This is a genomic window from Bartonella sp. AC70YNML (genome assembly GCF_042196545.1).
In the GTDB taxonomy this organism is placed as follows: Bacteria; Pseudomonadota; Alphaproteobacteria; order Rhizobiales; family Rhizobiaceae; genus Bartonella.
This window is the reverse complement of sequence record NZ_JBHIQK010000001.1, coordinates 19,314-35,012: the sequence shown is the minus strand read 5'-3', so window position 1 is coordinate 35,012 and position 15,699 is coordinate 19,314. Positions and strand designations below refer to the sequence as shown.

Sequence of the window (15,699 nt, the reverse complement as noted above, 5' to 3'; positions counted from 1 at the left end):
AATGGCGAAGAGCAAGTTTGAACGAACAAAACCGCATGTTAATATTGGTACGATTGGTCACGTTGATCATGGGAAGACTTCGTTGACAGCAGCGATTACGAAATATTTTGGTGAATTTAAAGCTTATGACCAAATTGACGCTGCGCCAGAGGAACGTGCACGTGGAATTACTATTTCTACAGCACATGTTGAGTATGAAACGGAAAATCGTCACTATGCGCACGTTGATTGTCCAGGACACGCTGATTATGTGAAAAACATGATCACAGGGGCAGCACAGATGGATGGTGCTATTTTGGTTGTTTCAGCAGCGGATGGCCCAATGCCTCAGACACGTGAGCATATTTTGCTTGCACGTCAGGTTGGTGTTCCAGCAATTGTTGTTTTTCTTAATAAAGTTGATCAGGTTGATGATGCAGAACTTTTGGAGCTTGTAGAGCTTGAAGTTCGGGAACTTTTATCCAAATATGATTTCCCAGGCGATGATATACCAATTGTTAAGGGTTCTGCGTTGGCAGCTCTTGAGGATAAGGATAAAAGCATTGGTGAAGATGCTGTTCGTCTTTTAATGAGTGAAGTTGATAATTATATTCCAACCCCTGAGCGTCCTGTTGATCAACCATTTTTGATGCCGATAGAGGATGTGTTTTCGATTTCGGGTCGTGGAACCGTTGTTACGGGTCGTGTTGAGCGTGGTGTTATCAAAGTTGGAGAGGAAATCGAGATTATCGGTATTCGTCCAACTTCTAAGACGACGGTTACAGGCGTTGAAATGTTCCGCAAGCTTTTGGATCAAGGTCAAGCGGGTGATAATATAGGAGCTCTGCTACGTGGTGTTGACCGTGAAGGGATTGAGCGTGGTCAAGTATTGGCGAAGCCAGGATCCGTTACACCTCATACACGGTTTAAAGCAGAAGCTTACATTTTGACAAAAGATGAAGGTGGACGTCATACGCCATTTTTCACGAATTATCGTCCACAGTTTTACTTCCGTACGACGGATGTTACAGGTATTGTTACGCTTCCAGAAGGTACAGAAATGGTTATGCCCGGTGATAATGTTGCCATGGATGTTTCGTTGATCGTTCCAATAGCGATGGAGGAAAAACTTCGTTTTGCTATTCGTGAAGGTGGTCGTACTGTTGGTGCCGGTATCGTCTCTAAGATCATTGAATAAATAATGCTTGTTGAGTGCTTTGATTATTGAAGGCACTTTGTATAACAGGGAAATAAAGAGCATGAACAGTCAGAATATTCGCATTCGCTTGAAAGCGTTTGATCATAGAATTCTTGATACGTCGACGCGTGAGATCGTATCGACTGCTAAACGTACCGGTGCAAATGTCCGTGGTCCCATTCCGCTTCCTACGCGGATTGAGAAGTTTACGGTCAATCGTGGACCGCATATCGATAAGAAAAGTCGTGAGCAGTTTGAGATGCGAACACATAAGCGTCTTCTTGATATTGTTGATCCAACGCCGCAAACGGTGGATGCGCTTATGAAGCTCGATCTTTCTGCTGGTGTGGATGTAGAAATTAAGCTCTGAGGTTTGAGGACAGAAGGAACAGACCCGATGCGTTCAGGTGTAATAGCACAGAAGCTGGGCATGACCCGTATTTATAATGATGCTGGTGAGCATGTGCCGGTGACGGTACTTCGTTTGGAGAATTGTCAAGTCGTTGCTCAGCGTACAGTTGAAAAGAATGGTTATACTGCTGTTCAATTAGGTGTAGGCTTTGCTAAGGTTAAGAATACTTCACAAGCTCTTCGTGGACATTTTGCTAAGGCTTCTGTTGAGCCTAAAGCCAAAATAGCAGAGTTTCGTGTGAGTCCCGACAATCTTCTTGATGTTGGTACTGAGATTACAGTGGAACATTTTGTTCCAGGACAAAGAGTTGATGTGACTGGTACCAGTATTGGTAAGGGGTTTGCTGGTGTTATGAAGCGACATAACTTTGGTGGACATCGTGCTTCTCATGGTAATTCTATCACACATCGTGCTCATGGTTCTACAGGGCAGTGCCAAGATCCTGGTAAAGTTTTTAAAGGCAAAAAAATGGCTGGCCATATGGGGCAAGTGCGTGTAACAACACAGAATATTGAAGTTGTTTCCACTGATAGTGAGCGTGGTTTAATTTTAGTGCGTGGTGCTGTTTCTGGTTCTAAAGGTTCTTGGATTTTGATACGGGATGCTGTGAAGAAGCGTCTTCCTGATAATGCTCCAAAGCCTGCTGGTATTCGCCGTCTTGTGAAGGAGAAAGCGGAAATGGTTACTCCGGTGACGGAAACCTCTGAAGTTGAGGGAGCCTAATAATGGATCTTGTAATTAAAACTCTTGATGGTAATGAAGCTGGCAAATTAAAGGTTTCTGAAGCTGTTTTTGATCTTGTTCCGCGTGAGGATATTTTGCAACGTGTTGTTCGTTGGCAGCTTGCACGTCGTCAGCAGGGAAGTCATCAATCCCAAGGTCGTTCTGATGTGTCGCGAACAGGGGCAAAAATGTTTAAACAGAAAGGAACTGGGCGTGCTCGACATTCATCTGCACGTGCACCGCAGTTTAGAGGTGGGGGTAAGGCACATGGACCAGTGGTTCGTAGCCATGCGCATGATCTTCCTAAAAAAATTCGTGCTCTTGGATTGCGTTTTGCGTTATCTGCGAAATTAAAAGCAAAAGATTTAATTATTGTGGATGAGTTGACTGTTAAGGATGCTAAAACGAAAATGCTTGTTTCTCATTTTTCTAAGCTTGGATTTAATAACGCTCTCTTGATTGGTGGTAAGGAGATTGATATTAACTTTTTTCGTGCAGCCTCTAATATCCCTAATGTTGACATTTTGCCTATTCAGGGAATTAATGTTTATGATATTTTGCGTCGCAGCAAACTTGTTTTATCAAAAGCAGCTGTTGAGGCTCTTGAGGAGCGTTTTAAATGACAGATCTTCGCCATTATGATATAATTATTAGTCCAGTTATTACTGAAAAGGCGACTATGATTTCTGAATACAATCAAGTTGCTTTTAATGTCGCGCCGAAAGCGACGAAGCCTGAGATTAAGGCTGCTGTTGAAGCGCTTTTTAGCGTAAAAGTTAAAGCAGTTAACACGATAGTCCGTAAGGGTAAAGTGAAGCGTTTCAAAGGTATAGTTGGTCGGCAGAGTGATGTCAAAAAAGCGATCGTAACTCTGGCCAGTGGTCAGACTATCGACGTTTCGACAGGTCTTTAAGAGGCTCGGAGATAGGAATAATGGCACTTAAGCAGTTTAATCCAACGACACCTGGGCAGCGTCAGCTTGTTATTGTGGAACGTTCTTGCCTTTATAAGGGAAAACCTGTAAAGATGTTAACTGAAGGTTTGTCTTCAAAGGGTGGCCGTAATAATCGCGGTCGTGTTACTGCTCGTTTTCAGGGTGGTGGACATAAACGTAGTTATCGGTTTGTCGACTTTAAGCGTCTTAAACGTGATGTTTCAGCAAAGGTTGAGCGTTTAGAGTATGATCCTAATCGTACCGCTTTTATTGCTTTAATCCGTTATGAGGATGGGCAATTGAGTTATATTCTTGCACCACAGCGTCTTGGTGTTGGTGATTCTGTTATGGCTGGTTTAAATGTAGATGTTAAGCCGGGTAATGCTATGCCTCTTGCTAGTATGCCTGTAGGTACAATTATTCATAATGTTGAGATGAAGCCAGGAAAAGGCGGACAGATTGCACGTTCAGCAGGTGCTTATGCGCAGTTGGTTGGACGAGATCATGGTATGGCTATTCTTCGTTTAAATTCTGGTGAACAGCGTTTGGTTCCCAGTAGCTGTTTTGCAACTGTTGGCGCTGTTTCAAATCCTGATCATGGGAATATTAATGATGGTAAAGCAGGTCGGTCACGTTGGCGTGGTAAGCGTCCACATGTTCGTGGTGTTGCTATGAACCCCGTTGATCATCCACACGGTGGCGGTGAAGGTCGTACATCAGGGGGGCGCCATCCAGTATCTCCTTGGGGTAAACCTACGAAAGGTAAGCGTACGCGCTCTAATAAAGCCACTGATAAGTTTATTATGCGTACGCGTCATCAACGCAAGAAATGAGAAAGGTAGTCTGAAGTGGTTCGTTCAGTTTGGAAAGGTCCGTTTGTTGACGGCTATCTTCTTGGTAAAGCAGAGAAGGTACGTGCAAGTGGGCGCAATGAAGTTATAAAAATATGGAGTCGTCGCTCTACTATTTTGCCGCAATTTGTTGGTTTAACTTTTGGTGTTTACAACGGTAATAAGCACATTCCTGTTTCTGTTTCTGAAGAGATGGTTGGGCATAAGTTTGGTGAGTTCGCTCCTACCCGGACTTATTATGGTCATGGTGCCGATAAAAAAGCAAAGAGGAAGTAGGAATGGGAAAAGCTAAAGTTTCGCGCCAACTTAAAGATAATGAAGCAAGAGCTGTCACACGGACAATTCGTGTTAGTCCGCAGAAACTTAATTTAGTTGCTGCAATGATTCGTGGTAAAAGAGTTAATGTCGCACTCGCTGATTTGATGTTTTCACGCAAGCGTATTGCTGCTACTGTGAAAAAAACGCTTGAATCAGCAATTGCAAATGCAGAGAATAACCACGATCTTGATATTGATTCGCTTGTTGTGGCGGAAGCTTATGTTGGTAAGTCGATAGTGATGAAGCGCTTTCATGTTCGTGGTCGAGGGCGTGCGAGTAGAATTGAACGTCCATTTTCGCATCTTACTGTTATTGTTCGTGAAGTTACCGAAAAAGTGGAGGCCGCGTAATGGGTCAGAAGATCAATCCAATAGGACTTCGTCTTGGTGTTAATCGGACTTGGGACTCTCGTTGGTATGCTGATAGTGGTGAATATGGACGTCTTCTTCATGAAGATTTGAAAATTCGTTCGTATGTGCTTGAGGAGCTTAAACAGGCGGCTATTTCTAAGGTCGTTATTGAGCGTCCTCATAAAAAGTGTCGTATTACGATTCATTCTGCACGTCCTGGTTTGATTATTGGTAAAAAAGGTGCTGATATCGAAAAGCTTCGTCATAAACTCTCAGAAATGACGGATGCTGAAACTTCATTGAATATTGTGGAGATTCGTAAACCGGAGATTGATGCGACAATTATTGCGCAATCAATTGCTCAACAGTTAGAGCGTCGTGTTGCTTTTCGTCGTGCAATGAAGCGTGCTGTTCAGTCTGCTATGCGTCTTGGTGCGGAAGGTATTCGTATCAATTGTTCTGGCCGTCTTGGTGGTGCTGAAATTGCTCGTATGGAATGGTATCGTGAAGGTCGTGTTCCACTTCATACCTTGCGTTCTGATGTTGATTACGGTACAGCAGAAGCTAAGACCGCTTATGGTATTTGTGGTATTAAAGTTTGGGTCTTTAAGGGTGAGATTCTTGAGCATGATCCGATGGCTTCAGAACGTCGTGCTACGGAAGTTGATCAATCTGGTTCTTCATCGAATCGTCGCCGCGAAAATGCTTAGTTTTTGAGATTGAACTAAATTTTGGAGTAGAGAACAATGTTGCAGCCAAAGCGCACAAAGTTCCGTAAACAGTTCAAAGGCCGTATTCACGGTTTTTCGAAGGGTGGTACGGATTTGAATTTCGGTGCCTACGGTTTGAAGGCTGTTGAGCCGGAGCGGGTTACTGCTCGTCAAATTGAAGCGGCGCGTCGTGCGATTACACGTTATATGAAGCGTTCTGGTCGTGTGTGGATTCGCATTTTTCCAGATCTTCCGGTTACATCTAAACCGACTGAAGTTCGTATGGGTAAAGGTAAGGGAAGTGTTGATTATTGGGCTGCACGTGTTGCTCCTGGGCGCGTCATGTTTGAGCTTGATGGCGTTCCGGAGGATGTTGCACGTGAAGCACTAAGATTGGGTGCTGCAAAGTTGCCTATAAAAACGCGTTTCATCCAGCGTATTGCTGAATAATGAGGTTAAGCGATGAGAGCCACAGAATTACGGGCGCAAACGCTCGACCAAATGAAAGATGAATTGGCTAAGTTAAAGAAAGAGCAATTTAATTTGCGTTTTCAAAAAGCAACAGGTCAATTAGAAAAGACTGCGCGCGTTAGACAAGTTCGTCGTGATATTGCGCGTATTAAAACTTTTCTTCGTCAAAAGATAAGTGAAAGTAAGGTTTAAGGAAATAAGAGATGCCTAAACGCGTTTTGCAGGGTGTTGTTATTAGCGACAAAAGTGATAAGACTGTTGTTGTCAAAGTTGAACGCCGTTACTCTCATCCGCTTCTTAAGAAGACTGTTCGGCAGTCTAAAAATTATAAAGCGCATGACGAAAACAACCAATTCAAGATTGGGGATCAAGTTTCTATTCAAGAATCTAGACCAATTTCGAAAGATAAATGTTGGATTGTTGTAAAAGACAATGTAGCGTAATGAGTTAAGCTTATTGTTTTAGAATTTAACAGTGTGGTTATCATTGATAAATTTGAAGGCGATAACTTTATCGTTATTTGGCAGGCAAATCCGAGTGTGTAAAAGATACAATCGGATATATGTGTTAAGAGAAGGTGGCCAGTCATGATTCAGATGCAAACAAACCTCGACGTTGCTGATAATTCTGGAGCGCGTCGTGTCATGTGCATCAAAGTGTTAGGCGGTTCAAAGCGGAAATATGCTTCGGTCGGTGACATTATTGTTGTTTCGGTTAAGGATGCAATTCCTCGTGGCCGTGTTAAAAAAGGTGATGTTATGAAAGCTGTTGTGGTTCGTACTGCTAAGGATATTCGTCGCGCAGATGGTAGTGTCATTCGTTTTGATAGTAATGCTGCGGTTTTAGTGGATAATAAAAAAGAGCCGATCGGTACGCGTATTTTTGGACCTGTTCCTCGTGAATTGCGTGGTAGGAATCATATGAAGATCATCTCTCTCGCTCCTGAAGTGCTGTAAGGAGTAGATGTTATGCAGAAGATTCGAAAAGGTGATAAAGTTGTTGTTTTATCCGGTAAGGATAAAGGATGTAGTGGTGAAGTAATTAAGGTTAATCCGAAAGATAATAAGGCTTTTGTTCGTGGGGTTAATATGATTAAACGTCATCAACGTCAAACGCAGAAGCAAGAGGCTGGAATTATTTCTAAGGAAGCTCCAATTCATCTGTCTAATTTGGCGATTGCTGATCCTAAAGATGGTAAGCCTACACGTGTGGGTTTTCGTATGAATGCAGATGGTAATAAAGTGCGTTTTGCCAAGCGTTCGGGAGAGTTGATTAATGGCTGAGGAAAGACAAATACCGCGTATGAAAGCGCATTATTTTGAAGTGATCCGTAAAACACTTCAAGAAAAGTTTAATTACAAAAATGCGATGCAAATTCCGCGGATTGATAAAATTGTGATAAATATGGGGATAGGTGAAGCGACTGCTGATTCGAAAAAGCCTTCCCTTGCTGCTGAGGATTTAGGACTTATAACAGGACAGAAGGCCGTTATTACGCGTGCACGTAATTCTATTGCAACCTTTAAGGTTCGTGAAGGAATGCCTCTTGGGGCTAAAGTTACATTGCGTAAAGATCGTATGTTTGAGTTTTTAGATCGTCTTGTTACGATTGCTCTTCCGCGGGTTCGTGACTTTCGTGGTTTAAATCCAAAAAGCTTTGATGGTCGTGGCAATTTTGCTATGGGTATTAAAGAACACATTGTGTTTCCAGAAATTAACTATGATAAAGTTGATCAAATTTGGGGCATGGATATTATCGTTTGTACGACAGCAAAAACGGATGATGAAGCTCGTGAACTATTGCGTGCTTTTAATTTTCCTTTTCGTTCGTAACGGCAAACGTAGCGAGGTGAAATTATGGCCAAAGTAAGTGCCGTTGAAAAAAATAAACGTCGTGAGGTGATGGTGAAGCGTTATGCTGCACGTCGTGCACGTTTGAAAGCAATAGTGATGGATCAGAAGGTTTCTCTTGAAGAACGCTTTAAAGCTTCCGTTCAATTAGCAGAATTGCCACGTAATTCTGCAAAAGTTCGTGTTCGTAATCGCTGTGAGGTTTCAGGTCGTCCACGGGCTTATTACCGTAAGTTAAAAATGTCGCGAATTGCATTGCGTGAACTTGGCTCTGTGGGCCATATCCCTGGTATTGTAAAGTCTAGTTGGTAAGAGGAGATTATTCAATGTCTATGTCAGATCCTCTTGGTGATATGTTAACACGTATTCGTAATGCACTTGGTCGTAAAAAAGGCAAAGTGGTTACTCCGGCTTCGAAGCTTCGTGCACACGTTCTTGATGTTTTGCAGTCAGAAGGTTATATTCGGGGATATAATCGCGTTGATTTAGGTGATGGAAAAGCTGAAATTGAAATCGAGTTGAAGTATTTTGAAGGGTTGGCTGCTATTCGTGAGATTTCACGTGTGTCAAAGCCAGGTCGTCGTGTGTATGTTTCCGCTAAGTCGCTTCCGCAGGTGGCAAATGGTTTAGGTATTTCGATTTTATCGACTCCTAAAGGTGTTATGGCGGATCATGAAGCGCGTGAACAGAATGTTGGTGGAGAACTCCTTTGTCGTGTTTTCTAAGTTATGTCAAGAAAACGGAAGAAAAAGTAGGTTAGAACAATGTCTCGTATTGGAAAGAAACCCATTTCAATTCCTTCTGGAGTTACTGCTACTGTTGAAGGTCAGCTGGTTAAGGCAAAAGGTCCAAAAGGTGAGCTGAGTTACGTCGTCAATGATGAAGTCTTGGTCAAACTTGAGGAAAATATCATATCAGTTATGCCGCGGGATCAGTCAAAAGACGCGCGTTCTAAATGGGGTATGTCGCGCTCAATGATTGAGAACATTTTTTGTGGTGTGAAAGATGGTTTTGAAAAGAGATTGGAGATTAATGGGGTTGGTTATCGTGCTGCTTTGCAGGGTAAGGATGTCCAACTATCTCTGGGCTTCTCACATGATGTGGTTTATAAAGTTCCGTCGGGTGTGACTGTGACTGTTCCTAAGCCAACGGAAATTGTTGTTTCTGGAATTGATAAACAGCAAGTTGGACAAGTTGCAGCGGAGATTCGTGAGTATCGTAGGCCTGAGCCTTATAAAGGTAAAGGTGTTAAGCATGCAGATGAACGTATCTTCCGTAAAGAAGGTAAAAAGAAATAAGGATTTTGTATTATGGTTTCATCTAAGGACATTATCCAACGTCGTGCGAGGCGTGTTCGTCGTAGAATTAAAATGGTTTCTCATGATCGTCCTCGGCTTAGTGTTTATCGTTCAAATCAGAACATTTATGCTCAAGTTATCGATGACTTGCGGGGATGTACACTTGTTTCAGCCTCTACTCTTGAAAGTGATTTGAAAAAATCGTTAAAGAGTGGTGCTAATAAAGAAGCCGCTTTCGCTATTGGTAAGTTAATTGCTGAGCGTGCGAAGCAAGTTGGTGTAAGTGACGTGGTTTTTGATCGTGGAGCCTATGTGTACCATGGTCGTGTCAAGGCTTTGGCTGAAGCTGCTCGTGAAGGTGGTTTGAATTTCTAAATTTTCCTCTTTATGAATGTGTAAGGAGAGTTTAGAGTGTTTCGTTTAGGTTCTTCTGGTTTGATGAGGAGCTTTATTATCGTGCTTCCGGAAAAGAAAAAGGAATGAGGAATGGCACAAAAAGAACGTGGTGAGAGAGAAGAACGCGATAATGAATTTGTCGATAGGCTTGTTCATATAAATCGTGTTGCTAAAGTTGTAAAGGGTGGTCGGCGTTTTGGTTTTGCCGCTCTTGTTGTTGTTGGGGATCAAAAAGGGCGTGTGGGTTTTGGTCATGGTAAAGCTCGTGAAGTTCCGGAAGCTGTTCGTAAAGCAACGGAATCTGCAAAGCGTGGGATGATTTATGTTCCGCTTCGGTCTGGACGCACATTGCATCATGATCTTGAAGGTCGTCACGGAGCGGGGCGTGTTTTATTGCGTTCAGCTTCTGCGGGTACTGGGATTATTGCTGGAGGGCCGATGCGGGCTATTTTTGAAGCTCTTGGTATGCAGGATGTTGTTGCAAAATCATTAGGATCTTCGAACCCTTATAACATGGTTCGTGCAACATTTGATGCATTGAAACATCAAATGCATCCTCGAGATATTGCTGCTCAGCGTGGTATAAAATACTCAACTTTGCAGGCGCGTCGTCGCCATTTAGTTGATGTAGAAGGGTAGTTTCTGAGATTATCAGAAAAGGAATTAGGAAATGGTTCAAAAAAAATCTCAGAGTGGTAAAACTGTGATGGTAGAGCAAATTGGAAGCCCTATTCGAAAATCACAGATTCAGCGTGCAACCTTAAAAGGGCTTGGATTAAATAAGATGCGTCGGCGGCGTGTTTTAGAAGATACACTTTGTGTACGGGGTATGATTGCTCAGGTTCGGCATCTTGTTCGCGTTATAGATGAAGATTAAGGGTTGCAGGAGTATTAGATATGAAACTCAATGAACTGCGTGATTGCGAAGGCGCAACAAAAAATCGTAAGCGTGTTGGACGAGGTATTGGCTCAGGTATTGGTAAGACTGGTGGTCGCGGTGTCAAAGGACAAAGGTCACGTTCTGGTGTTTCCCTTAATGGTTTTGAAGGTGGGCAAATGCCTATCTATCGTCGTTTACCGAAACGTGGATTTAAGAATTTCTTCGCCAAAACCTATAATGAAGTTTCTTTGGGACGTATTCAGTCAGCCGTTGATGCAGGAAAGTTGGATATTGAAAAGCCTGTTGATATGATTGCTTTGAAAGAGGCTGGTATTATTCGTCGTAAAAAGGACGGGGTTCGTCTTCTTTCTGATGGTGATTTGAAAGCTAAGATTATCTTTCATGTTTCTGGAGCTTCAGAAGCTACTCGTGTTAAAGTTGAAAAAGTGGGTGGTCAGATTATTTTTCCTGATGTTGATCAATAATTTTTTTGATATGAGTAGAGATCTGAAGAAGGGTTATATATATTCTGCAAAATGTTTTGTGTGGAATTTTTTAAGTTCCGCATTTATTCTTGTATAAAGATATGAGTTTTAGGGTTATACTTCTGTGATTTAAAGAACTGGAGTGTGAAGTGGAGACGTTTTATGGCATCAGCAGCAGAGCAATTTGCTTCCAATATAAACTTCGGTACCTTTTCGCGTGCAACTGAATTAAAGAAACGCATCTGGTTTACTCTGGCGGCACTTCTTGTCTATCGTTTTGGCACTTATATCTCTCTTCCAGGTATTAATATTGATGCTTTACGGCAGACCTTTGAACATCATGCATCAGGTGTATTAGGACTCTTTAATATGTTTGCAGGAGGTGCTGTTGGGCGTATGGCGATTTTTGCGCTGGGTATCATGCCTTATATCTCAGCATCTATTATTGTACAGTTGTTAACATCTATTATTCCTTCTTTGGAGACTCTTAAAAAAGAAGGGGAATTAGGTCGTAAGGTTATTAATCAGTATACGCGTTATGTAACAGTTGTATTGGCAATTCTACAAGCTTTCGGTATCGCGGTTGCGCTTGAAAGCGGTATAGGGACAGGGCTTCAAATTGTTTTAGAACCAGGTCTGATGTTTCGTATCTCTTCTGTTATTACACTTGTTGGTGGGACAATGTTTCTCATGTGGCTTGGCGAGCAAATTACGTCACGCGGTGTTGGTAATGGGGTTTCTCTCATCATTTTTACAGGAATTGTAGCTAACTTTCCTTCTACTTTTGCTCAGCTTTTAACAGCTCATAGCCAAGCTGATTTATCAACTTTTCTTTTAATAGGGATCGTCCTTATTGCTATTTTGGTTATCGGACTTATTGTTTTTATAGAGCGTGCGCAACGGCGAATTCTTATTCAGTACCCGAAGCGTCAGGTTGGTAATCAAATGTTTCAAGGCGATATGTCGCATCTTCCTTTAAAGTTGAATACTGCTGGTGTTATTCCACCTATTTTTGCTTCATCTTTATTGTTATTACCAGCTACTATTAATAACTTTTCTGATAAAATGCCACAATGGGTTCAGGCTATTTCTTATTCTCTTGGTCATGGACAGCCACTTTATATGATCGTTTATGCATTTTTAATGGCGTTTTTCTGCTTTTTTTATACGGCGATAGTGTTTAATCCAAGTGATACTGCAGATCAGTTGAAAAAACATTCTGGTTTTATTCCAGGGATTCGTCCAGGTGAACGCACAGCCCAATATATTGATTACGTTTTGACACGTATTACTGTTGTGGGGGCACTTTATATCATCTTGGTTTGTTTGTTGCCTGAATTTATGATATCTGCATTACAGGTACCTTTTTATCTTGGGGGGACGTCCTTGTTGATTGTTGTTACTGTCACACTTGATACAGTTGCTCAAATTCAGGGATACCTTGTTGCTCACCAATATGAAGGGTTGATAAAAAAATCAAAACTTCGTGGAGGTAGAAGGAATCGATGAGGGTTATTCTTTTAGGTCCTCCTGGAGCGGGGAAAGGAACACAAGCAAAAATGTTGACTGAGGAATACAACATTCCTCATTTATCAACAGGGGATATGTTGCGTGAGGTGATTGCCAAAGAAACGGATACTGGTAAAAAAGCTAAAGCTATTATAAGTTCTGGTGCTTTGGTTCCTGATAGTATTGTTAATCAAATCGTATCAGATCGGATTGATGGAGCTGATTGTGTAAACGGTTTTGTTTTGGATGGATATCCGCGAACTGTGGGGCAAGCAGAAGCGTTGCAACAGATACTCGATTCAAAAAATATGCAGCTTAATGCTGTTGTTGAGTTGTGTGTTGATGAAGACGTGTTGATTGAACGTATGAAGAAGCGCGTTGAGGAAACAATAGCGGTTGGTGGACAGGTTCGTTTAGATGACAATCCTGTTGCTTTTGCAAAAAGATTAGTAGAATATCGTGAAAAAACGGCTCCCTTATCAAAATTTTATTCAGAGAGGGGAATGTTGAAGGTTATTGATGGAATGATTGGTGTTGCTGAAGTGACACGTATGATTAGAGGGTTTCTTTCATGAGATTTTTTTTAGAAATAAATGAAAAGAGTTGACTTTTGAGATGAAATCTATCAAAAGTGAATTTAATTTATTTTAGTGAAATAATAGGATTCGGAAGAATTTTTTTCTGAGTCTATTTTTTTCTGTAAGGTATATCAGGTATTTTATAACAATTTGTCAACATAACTAAGGAGAGTAGGCGTGGCTCGTATCGCTGGCGTCAATATCCCGACAAATAAGCGTGTAATTATTGCGCTTCAATATATCCACGGGATTGGACCAAAATTTGCTCAAGAAATTATTGAAAGAGTTGGCATTCCTTTGGGGCGTCGTGTGCATGAGCTTTCAGATGCTGAGGTGCTGCAGATTCGTGAGGCGATAGATCAGGGCTATCAAGTTGAAGGTGATCTTCGTCGTGAAGTGGCTATGAATGTTAAGCGTTTGATGGACCTTGGTTGTTATCGTGGATTGCGGCATCGTCGATCTTTGCCTGTCCGAGGACAGCGTACGCATACGAATGCTCGTACGCGTAAGGGGCCTGCTAAGGCAATTGCCGGTAAGAAGAAATAAGGGCCTTTGTGGAAGGTTTTTATATATTCTTTTTCTTGTTTGATTTGTTTGGCAAGGAAAAAAGGTGGAGCTGCTGATGTTACGGCAGTGATGAGATCGTTGAAAGGGAAATTATGGCCAAGGAAGCCACACGTGTTCGTCGTCGCGAACGTAAAAATATTTCATCGGGTGTTGTGCATATTAATTCAACATTTAATAATACAATGATTACTATTACTGATGCTCAGGGTAATGCAATTGCTTGGTCATCTGCGGGAGCTCAGGGGTTTAAAGGTGCGCGTAAATCGACACCTTTTGCTGCTCAAGTTGCTGCGGAGGATTGTGCAAGAAAAGCGCAAGAGCATGGTATGCGTTCTTTGGAAGTTGAAGTTTGTGGACCTGGATCAGGGCGTGAATCTGCTCTACGTGCATTGCAATCTGTTGGTTTTGTCATTACTTCTATTCGCGATGTAACACCAATTCCTCATAATGGATGTCGTCCGCGGAAAAGGCGGCGTGTTTAATTGGGTGTTGTTTTTTGTTGTCGGAGATTTCTCTGATGTTCACATTGGTCGTTACGATTGAATGGTAACGGAACTAAAGAACGGGAATAAAAATATGATCCAGAAAAACTGGCAGGAACTTATTAAACCCAATAAGGTTGAGTCATGTGCACATGATAATCCAAATATTATAAGTGTGATTGCTGAACCTCTTGAGCGTGGTTTTGGTTTAACGTTAGGAAATGCGCTTCGTCGCGTGTTGTTATCTTCGCTTCGTGGTGCTGCTATTACTGCTGTGCAGATTGACGGTGTCTTGCATGAGTTTTCATCGATTCCAGGTGTGCGTGAGGATGTTACGGATATTATTCTGAATATAAAAGAAATTGCGCTTCGTATGGAAGAAGAAGGGCCTAAACGTGTCGTTGTTTATAAAGAGGGGCCTGGTGTCGTGAAAGCGGGAGATATCAGTACAGTTGGGGATATGGAAATTCTAAATCCAGATCATGTTATTTGTACTCTTGATGAAGATGCTGAAATTCGCATGGAATTTGTTGTCAACACAGGAAAGGGGTATGTTCCATCTGATCGTAATTGTGCTGATGATGCGCGTATAGGGCTTATTCCAATTGATAGTCTTTATTCACCGATCCGTAGGGTATCTTATAAAGTAGAAAATACACGTGAAGGTCAAGTTCTCGATTATGATAAATTAACGCTCACGATTGAAACAAACGGTGCTGTTAATGGTGAGGATGCTGTTGCTTTTGCAGCACGCATTCTTCAGGATCAATTATCGTTATTTATTAACTTTGAAGAACCACAGAAGGAGCCTGTTGAAGAGGTTGATTCTGAGCTTTCTTTTAATCCTGCACTTCTCAAAAAAGTGGATGAATTAGAACTTTCAGTTCGTTCGGCAAATTGTCTTAAGAATGATAATATTGTCTATATTGGTGATCTGATTCAAAAAACAGAATCTGAAATGCTTCGGACACCGAACTTTGGTCGCAAATCGTTGAATGAGATTAAAGAAGTTTTGGCGTGTATGGGTTTACATCTTGGGATGGAAATTCCTGCGTGGCCGCCTGAAAACATTGATGATCTTGCAAAACGTTATGAAGATCAATATTAGAATTAGAATTTAAGGAGAGGGCTTATGCGCCATAGTAAGTCAGGACGCAAGTTGAACCGTACTGCCAGTCACCGTAAAGCGATGTTTGCAAATATGGCAACTTCGTTGATCGAGCATGAGCAGATTGTGACAACGCTTCCAAAGGCTAAAGAAATTCGTCCTATTGTTGAAAAACTCGTTACTCTTGGTAAGCGTGGTGGTTTGCATGCGCGTCGGCAAGCAATTGCAGCACTTCGTGATGCAGGAAAAGTTGCAAAATTATTTGATACGCTTGCGCCACGTTATGCATCACGCAACGGTGGGTATTTACGTATTATGAAAGCGGGGTTTCGTACCGGTGATAATGCGCCCATGGCTGTTATAGAATTTGTTGATCGTGATGTCGAAGCGAAAGGGGCTGGGGATCGCATTCGTATGGAGGCTTCTGAGAATGAAAAAGGGACATCTTCGTAGAGTTTTTTTATTCTGTTGAATTTTTAAAGGCCGCCTTGTCTTGGGCGGTTTTTTTGTGAGCATTTTTAAGTTTGTTTTAGTTGAGAAATAGGTGCAGAGAGAAAATTATAGAATATTGAATTATTTTATTTTTATAATATTTATTG

General features: G+C 41.8%; 28 protein-coding genes. All 28 read left to right on the top strand.

Annotated features, from left to right (window positions below):
- The first annotated feature begins 1 nt into the window (after position 1).
- The 28 genes from tuf to rplQ all read left to right on the top strand — a co-directional run bounded on the left by tuf (position 2) and on the right by rplQ (position 15,553).
- Positions 2 to 1,177, top strand: coding sequence for an elongation factor Tu (gene tuf, locus ACFIMU_RS00200; protein ID WP_012755022.1), 1,176 nt, complete (start codon positions 2 to 4; stop codon positions 1,175 to 1,177).
- Positions 1,178 to 1,238: 61 nt separating this feature from the next.
- On the top strand, positions 1,239 to 1,547 hold the full coding sequence (rpsJ, locus tag ACFIMU_RS00195) for a 30S ribosomal protein S10 (RefSeq protein ID WP_005773267.1): 309 nt from the start codon (positions 1,239 to 1,241) through the stop codon (positions 1,545 to 1,547).
- A 27-nt stretch (positions 1,548 to 1,574) separates the two neighbouring features.
- Positions 1,575 to 2,312 (top strand): 50S ribosomal protein L3, encoded by a 738-nt coding sequence (rplC, locus tag ACFIMU_RS00190; RefSeq protein ID WP_375606720.1) that lies wholly within the window; start codon positions 1,575 to 1,577, stop codon positions 2,310 to 2,312.
- 2 nt (positions 2,313 to 2,314) lie between these two features.
- Entirely contained in the window at positions 2,315 to 2,935 is a 621-nt protein-coding gene (rplD, locus tag ACFIMU_RS00185) for a 50S ribosomal protein L4 (protein ID WP_375696719.1), read from the top strand.
- On the top strand, positions 2,932 to 3,225 hold the full coding sequence (locus tag ACFIMU_RS00180; RefSeq protein ID WP_375606718.1) for a 50S ribosomal protein L23: 294 nt from the start codon (positions 2,932 to 2,934) through the stop codon (positions 3,223 to 3,225). Before rplD ends, ACFIMU_RS00180 begins: the two co-directional genes overlap by 4 nt.
- Positions 3,226 to 3,245: 20 nt before the next feature.
- Entirely contained in the window at positions 3,246 to 4,079 is an 834-nt protein-coding gene (rplB, locus tag ACFIMU_RS00175; protein ID WP_375606717.1) for a 50S ribosomal protein L2, read from the top strand.
- 15 nt (positions 4,080 to 4,094) lie between these two features.
- A complete protein-coding gene (gene rpsS / locus ACFIMU_RS00170) occupies positions 4,095 to 4,373 on the top strand; it encodes a 30S ribosomal protein S19 (protein WP_004855734.1) in 279 nt (92 codons plus the stop codon).
- A 2-nt stretch (positions 4,374 to 4,375) separates the two neighbouring features.
- The gene (rplV, locus tag ACFIMU_RS00165) at positions 4,376 to 4,765 is read left to right on the top strand and encodes a 50S ribosomal protein L22 (RefSeq protein ID WP_273791407.1); all 390 of its coding nucleotides are present in this window, start codon (positions 4,376 to 4,378) and stop codon (positions 4,763 to 4,765) included.
- Positions 4,765 to 5,475: a 30S ribosomal protein S3 gene (gene rpsC / locus ACFIMU_RS00160; protein ID WP_375606716.1), complete on the top strand. Its 711-nt coding sequence runs from the start codon at positions 4,765 to 4,767 to the stop codon at positions 5,473 to 5,475. The genes rplV and rpsC overlap by 1 nt, the downstream gene beginning before the upstream one ends.
- 36 nt (positions 5,476 to 5,511) lie before the next feature.
- Positions 5,512 to 5,925, top strand: a complete 414-nt coding sequence (rplP, locus tag ACFIMU_RS00155) for a 50S ribosomal protein L16 (RefSeq protein ID WP_375606715.1) — start codon at positions 5,512 to 5,514, stop codon at positions 5,923 to 5,925.
- Between the two features lie 12 nt (positions 5,926 to 5,937).
- Positions 5,938 to 6,138, top strand: coding sequence for a 50S ribosomal protein L29 (rpmC, locus tag ACFIMU_RS00150; RefSeq protein ID WP_375606714.1), 201 nt, complete (start codon positions 5,938 to 5,940; stop codon positions 6,136 to 6,138).
- An 11-nt stretch (positions 6,139 to 6,149) separates the two neighbouring features.
- Positions 6,150 to 6,389 carry a 30S ribosomal protein S17 gene (rpsQ, locus tag ACFIMU_RS00145; RefSeq protein ID WP_012231991.1) on the top strand — a complete coding sequence of 80 codons (240 nt, stop codon included), beginning with the start codon at positions 6,150 to 6,152 and terminating at the stop codon, positions 6,387 to 6,389.
- Positions 6,390 to 6,533: 144 nt separating this feature from the next.
- A complete protein-coding gene (gene rplN, locus ACFIMU_RS00140) occupies positions 6,534 to 6,902 on the top strand; it encodes a 50S ribosomal protein L14 (RefSeq protein ID WP_004855715.1) in 369 nt (122 codons plus the stop codon).
- A 12-nt stretch (positions 6,903 to 6,914) separates the two neighbouring features.
- Complete coding sequence (gene rplX, locus ACFIMU_RS00135) at positions 6,915 to 7,229, top strand: 50S ribosomal protein L24 (RefSeq protein WP_273760562.1); 315 nt, start codon at positions 6,915 to 6,917, stop codon at positions 7,227 to 7,229.
- Positions 7,222 to 7,779: a 50S ribosomal protein L5 gene (gene rplE, locus ACFIMU_RS00130; RefSeq protein WP_375606713.1), complete on the top strand. Its 558-nt coding sequence runs from the start codon at positions 7,222 to 7,224 to the stop codon at positions 7,777 to 7,779. Before rplX ends, rplE begins: the two co-directional genes overlap by 8 nt.
- A gap of 24 nt (positions 7,780 to 7,803) precedes the next feature.
- Complete coding sequence (gene rpsN / locus ACFIMU_RS00125; protein ID WP_375606712.1) at positions 7,804 to 8,109, top strand: 30S ribosomal protein S14; 306 nt, start codon at positions 7,804 to 7,806, stop codon at positions 8,107 to 8,109.
- Positions 8,110 to 8,123: 14 nt separating this feature from the next.
- Positions 8,124 to 8,522 (top strand): 30S ribosomal protein S8, encoded by a 399-nt coding sequence (rpsH, locus tag ACFIMU_RS00120; RefSeq protein ID WP_375606711.1) that lies wholly within the window; start codon positions 8,124 to 8,126, stop codon positions 8,520 to 8,522.
- Between the two features lie 39 nt (positions 8,523 to 8,561).
- Complete coding sequence (rplF, locus tag ACFIMU_RS00115) at positions 8,562 to 9,095, top strand: 50S ribosomal protein L6 (RefSeq protein ID WP_273791413.1); 534 nt, start codon at positions 8,562 to 8,564, stop codon at positions 9,093 to 9,095.
- A 12-nt stretch (positions 9,096 to 9,107) separates the two neighbouring features.
- Positions 9,108 to 9,470 carry a 50S ribosomal protein L18 gene (gene rplR, locus ACFIMU_RS00110; protein WP_375606710.1) on the top strand — a complete coding sequence of 121 codons (363 nt, stop codon included), beginning with the start codon at positions 9,108 to 9,110 and terminating at the stop codon, positions 9,468 to 9,470.
- Between the two features lie 111 nt (positions 9,471 to 9,581).
- On the top strand, positions 9,582 to 10,130 hold the full coding sequence (gene rpsE, locus ACFIMU_RS00105; protein ID WP_005773287.1) for a 30S ribosomal protein S5: 549 nt from the start codon (positions 9,582 to 9,584) through the stop codon (positions 10,128 to 10,130).
- Positions 10,131 to 10,161: 31 nt separating this feature from the next.
- A complete protein-coding gene (gene rpmD, locus ACFIMU_RS00100; protein WP_375606709.1) occupies positions 10,162 to 10,368 on the top strand; it encodes a 50S ribosomal protein L30 in 207 nt (68 codons plus the stop codon).
- A gap of 20 nt (positions 10,369 to 10,388) precedes the next feature.
- Positions 10,389 to 10,856, top strand: a complete 468-nt coding sequence (gene rplO, locus ACFIMU_RS00095) for a 50S ribosomal protein L15 (protein WP_375614556.1) — start codon at positions 10,389 to 10,391, stop codon at positions 10,854 to 10,856.
- 162 nt (positions 10,857 to 11,018) lie between these two features.
- Entirely contained in the window at positions 11,019 to 12,365 is a 1,347-nt protein-coding gene (gene secY / locus ACFIMU_RS00090; RefSeq protein WP_375606731.1) for a preprotein translocase subunit SecY, read from the top strand.
- The gene (locus ACFIMU_RS00085) at positions 12,362 to 12,940 is read left to right on the top strand and encodes an adenylate kinase (protein ID WP_375606707.1); all 579 of its coding nucleotides are present in this window, start codon (positions 12,362 to 12,364) and stop codon (positions 12,938 to 12,940) included. The genes secY and ACFIMU_RS00085 overlap by 4 nt, the downstream gene beginning before the upstream one ends.
- A gap of 180 nt (positions 12,941 to 13,120) precedes the next feature.
- Positions 13,121 to 13,489, top strand: coding sequence for a 30S ribosomal protein S13 (gene rpsM, locus ACFIMU_RS00080; RefSeq protein WP_026500557.1), 369 nt, complete (start codon positions 13,121 to 13,123; stop codon positions 13,487 to 13,489).
- A 113-nt stretch (positions 13,490 to 13,602) separates the two neighbouring features.
- A complete protein-coding gene (gene rpsK / locus ACFIMU_RS00075; RefSeq protein ID WP_007347762.1) occupies positions 13,603 to 13,992 on the top strand; it encodes a 30S ribosomal protein S11 in 390 nt (129 codons plus the stop codon).
- A 94-nt stretch (positions 13,993 to 14,086) separates the two neighbouring features.
- Entirely contained in the window at positions 14,087 to 15,100 is a 1,014-nt protein-coding gene (locus ACFIMU_RS00070; RefSeq protein WP_375606706.1) for a DNA-directed RNA polymerase subunit alpha, read from the top strand.
- Positions 15,101 to 15,124: 24 nt separating this feature from the next.
- On the top strand, positions 15,125 to 15,553 hold the full coding sequence (gene rplQ, locus ACFIMU_RS00065; RefSeq protein ID WP_375696718.1) for a 50S ribosomal protein L17: 429 nt from the start codon (positions 15,125 to 15,127) through the stop codon (positions 15,551 to 15,553).
- Positions 15,554 to 15,699: the final 146 nt, after the last annotated feature.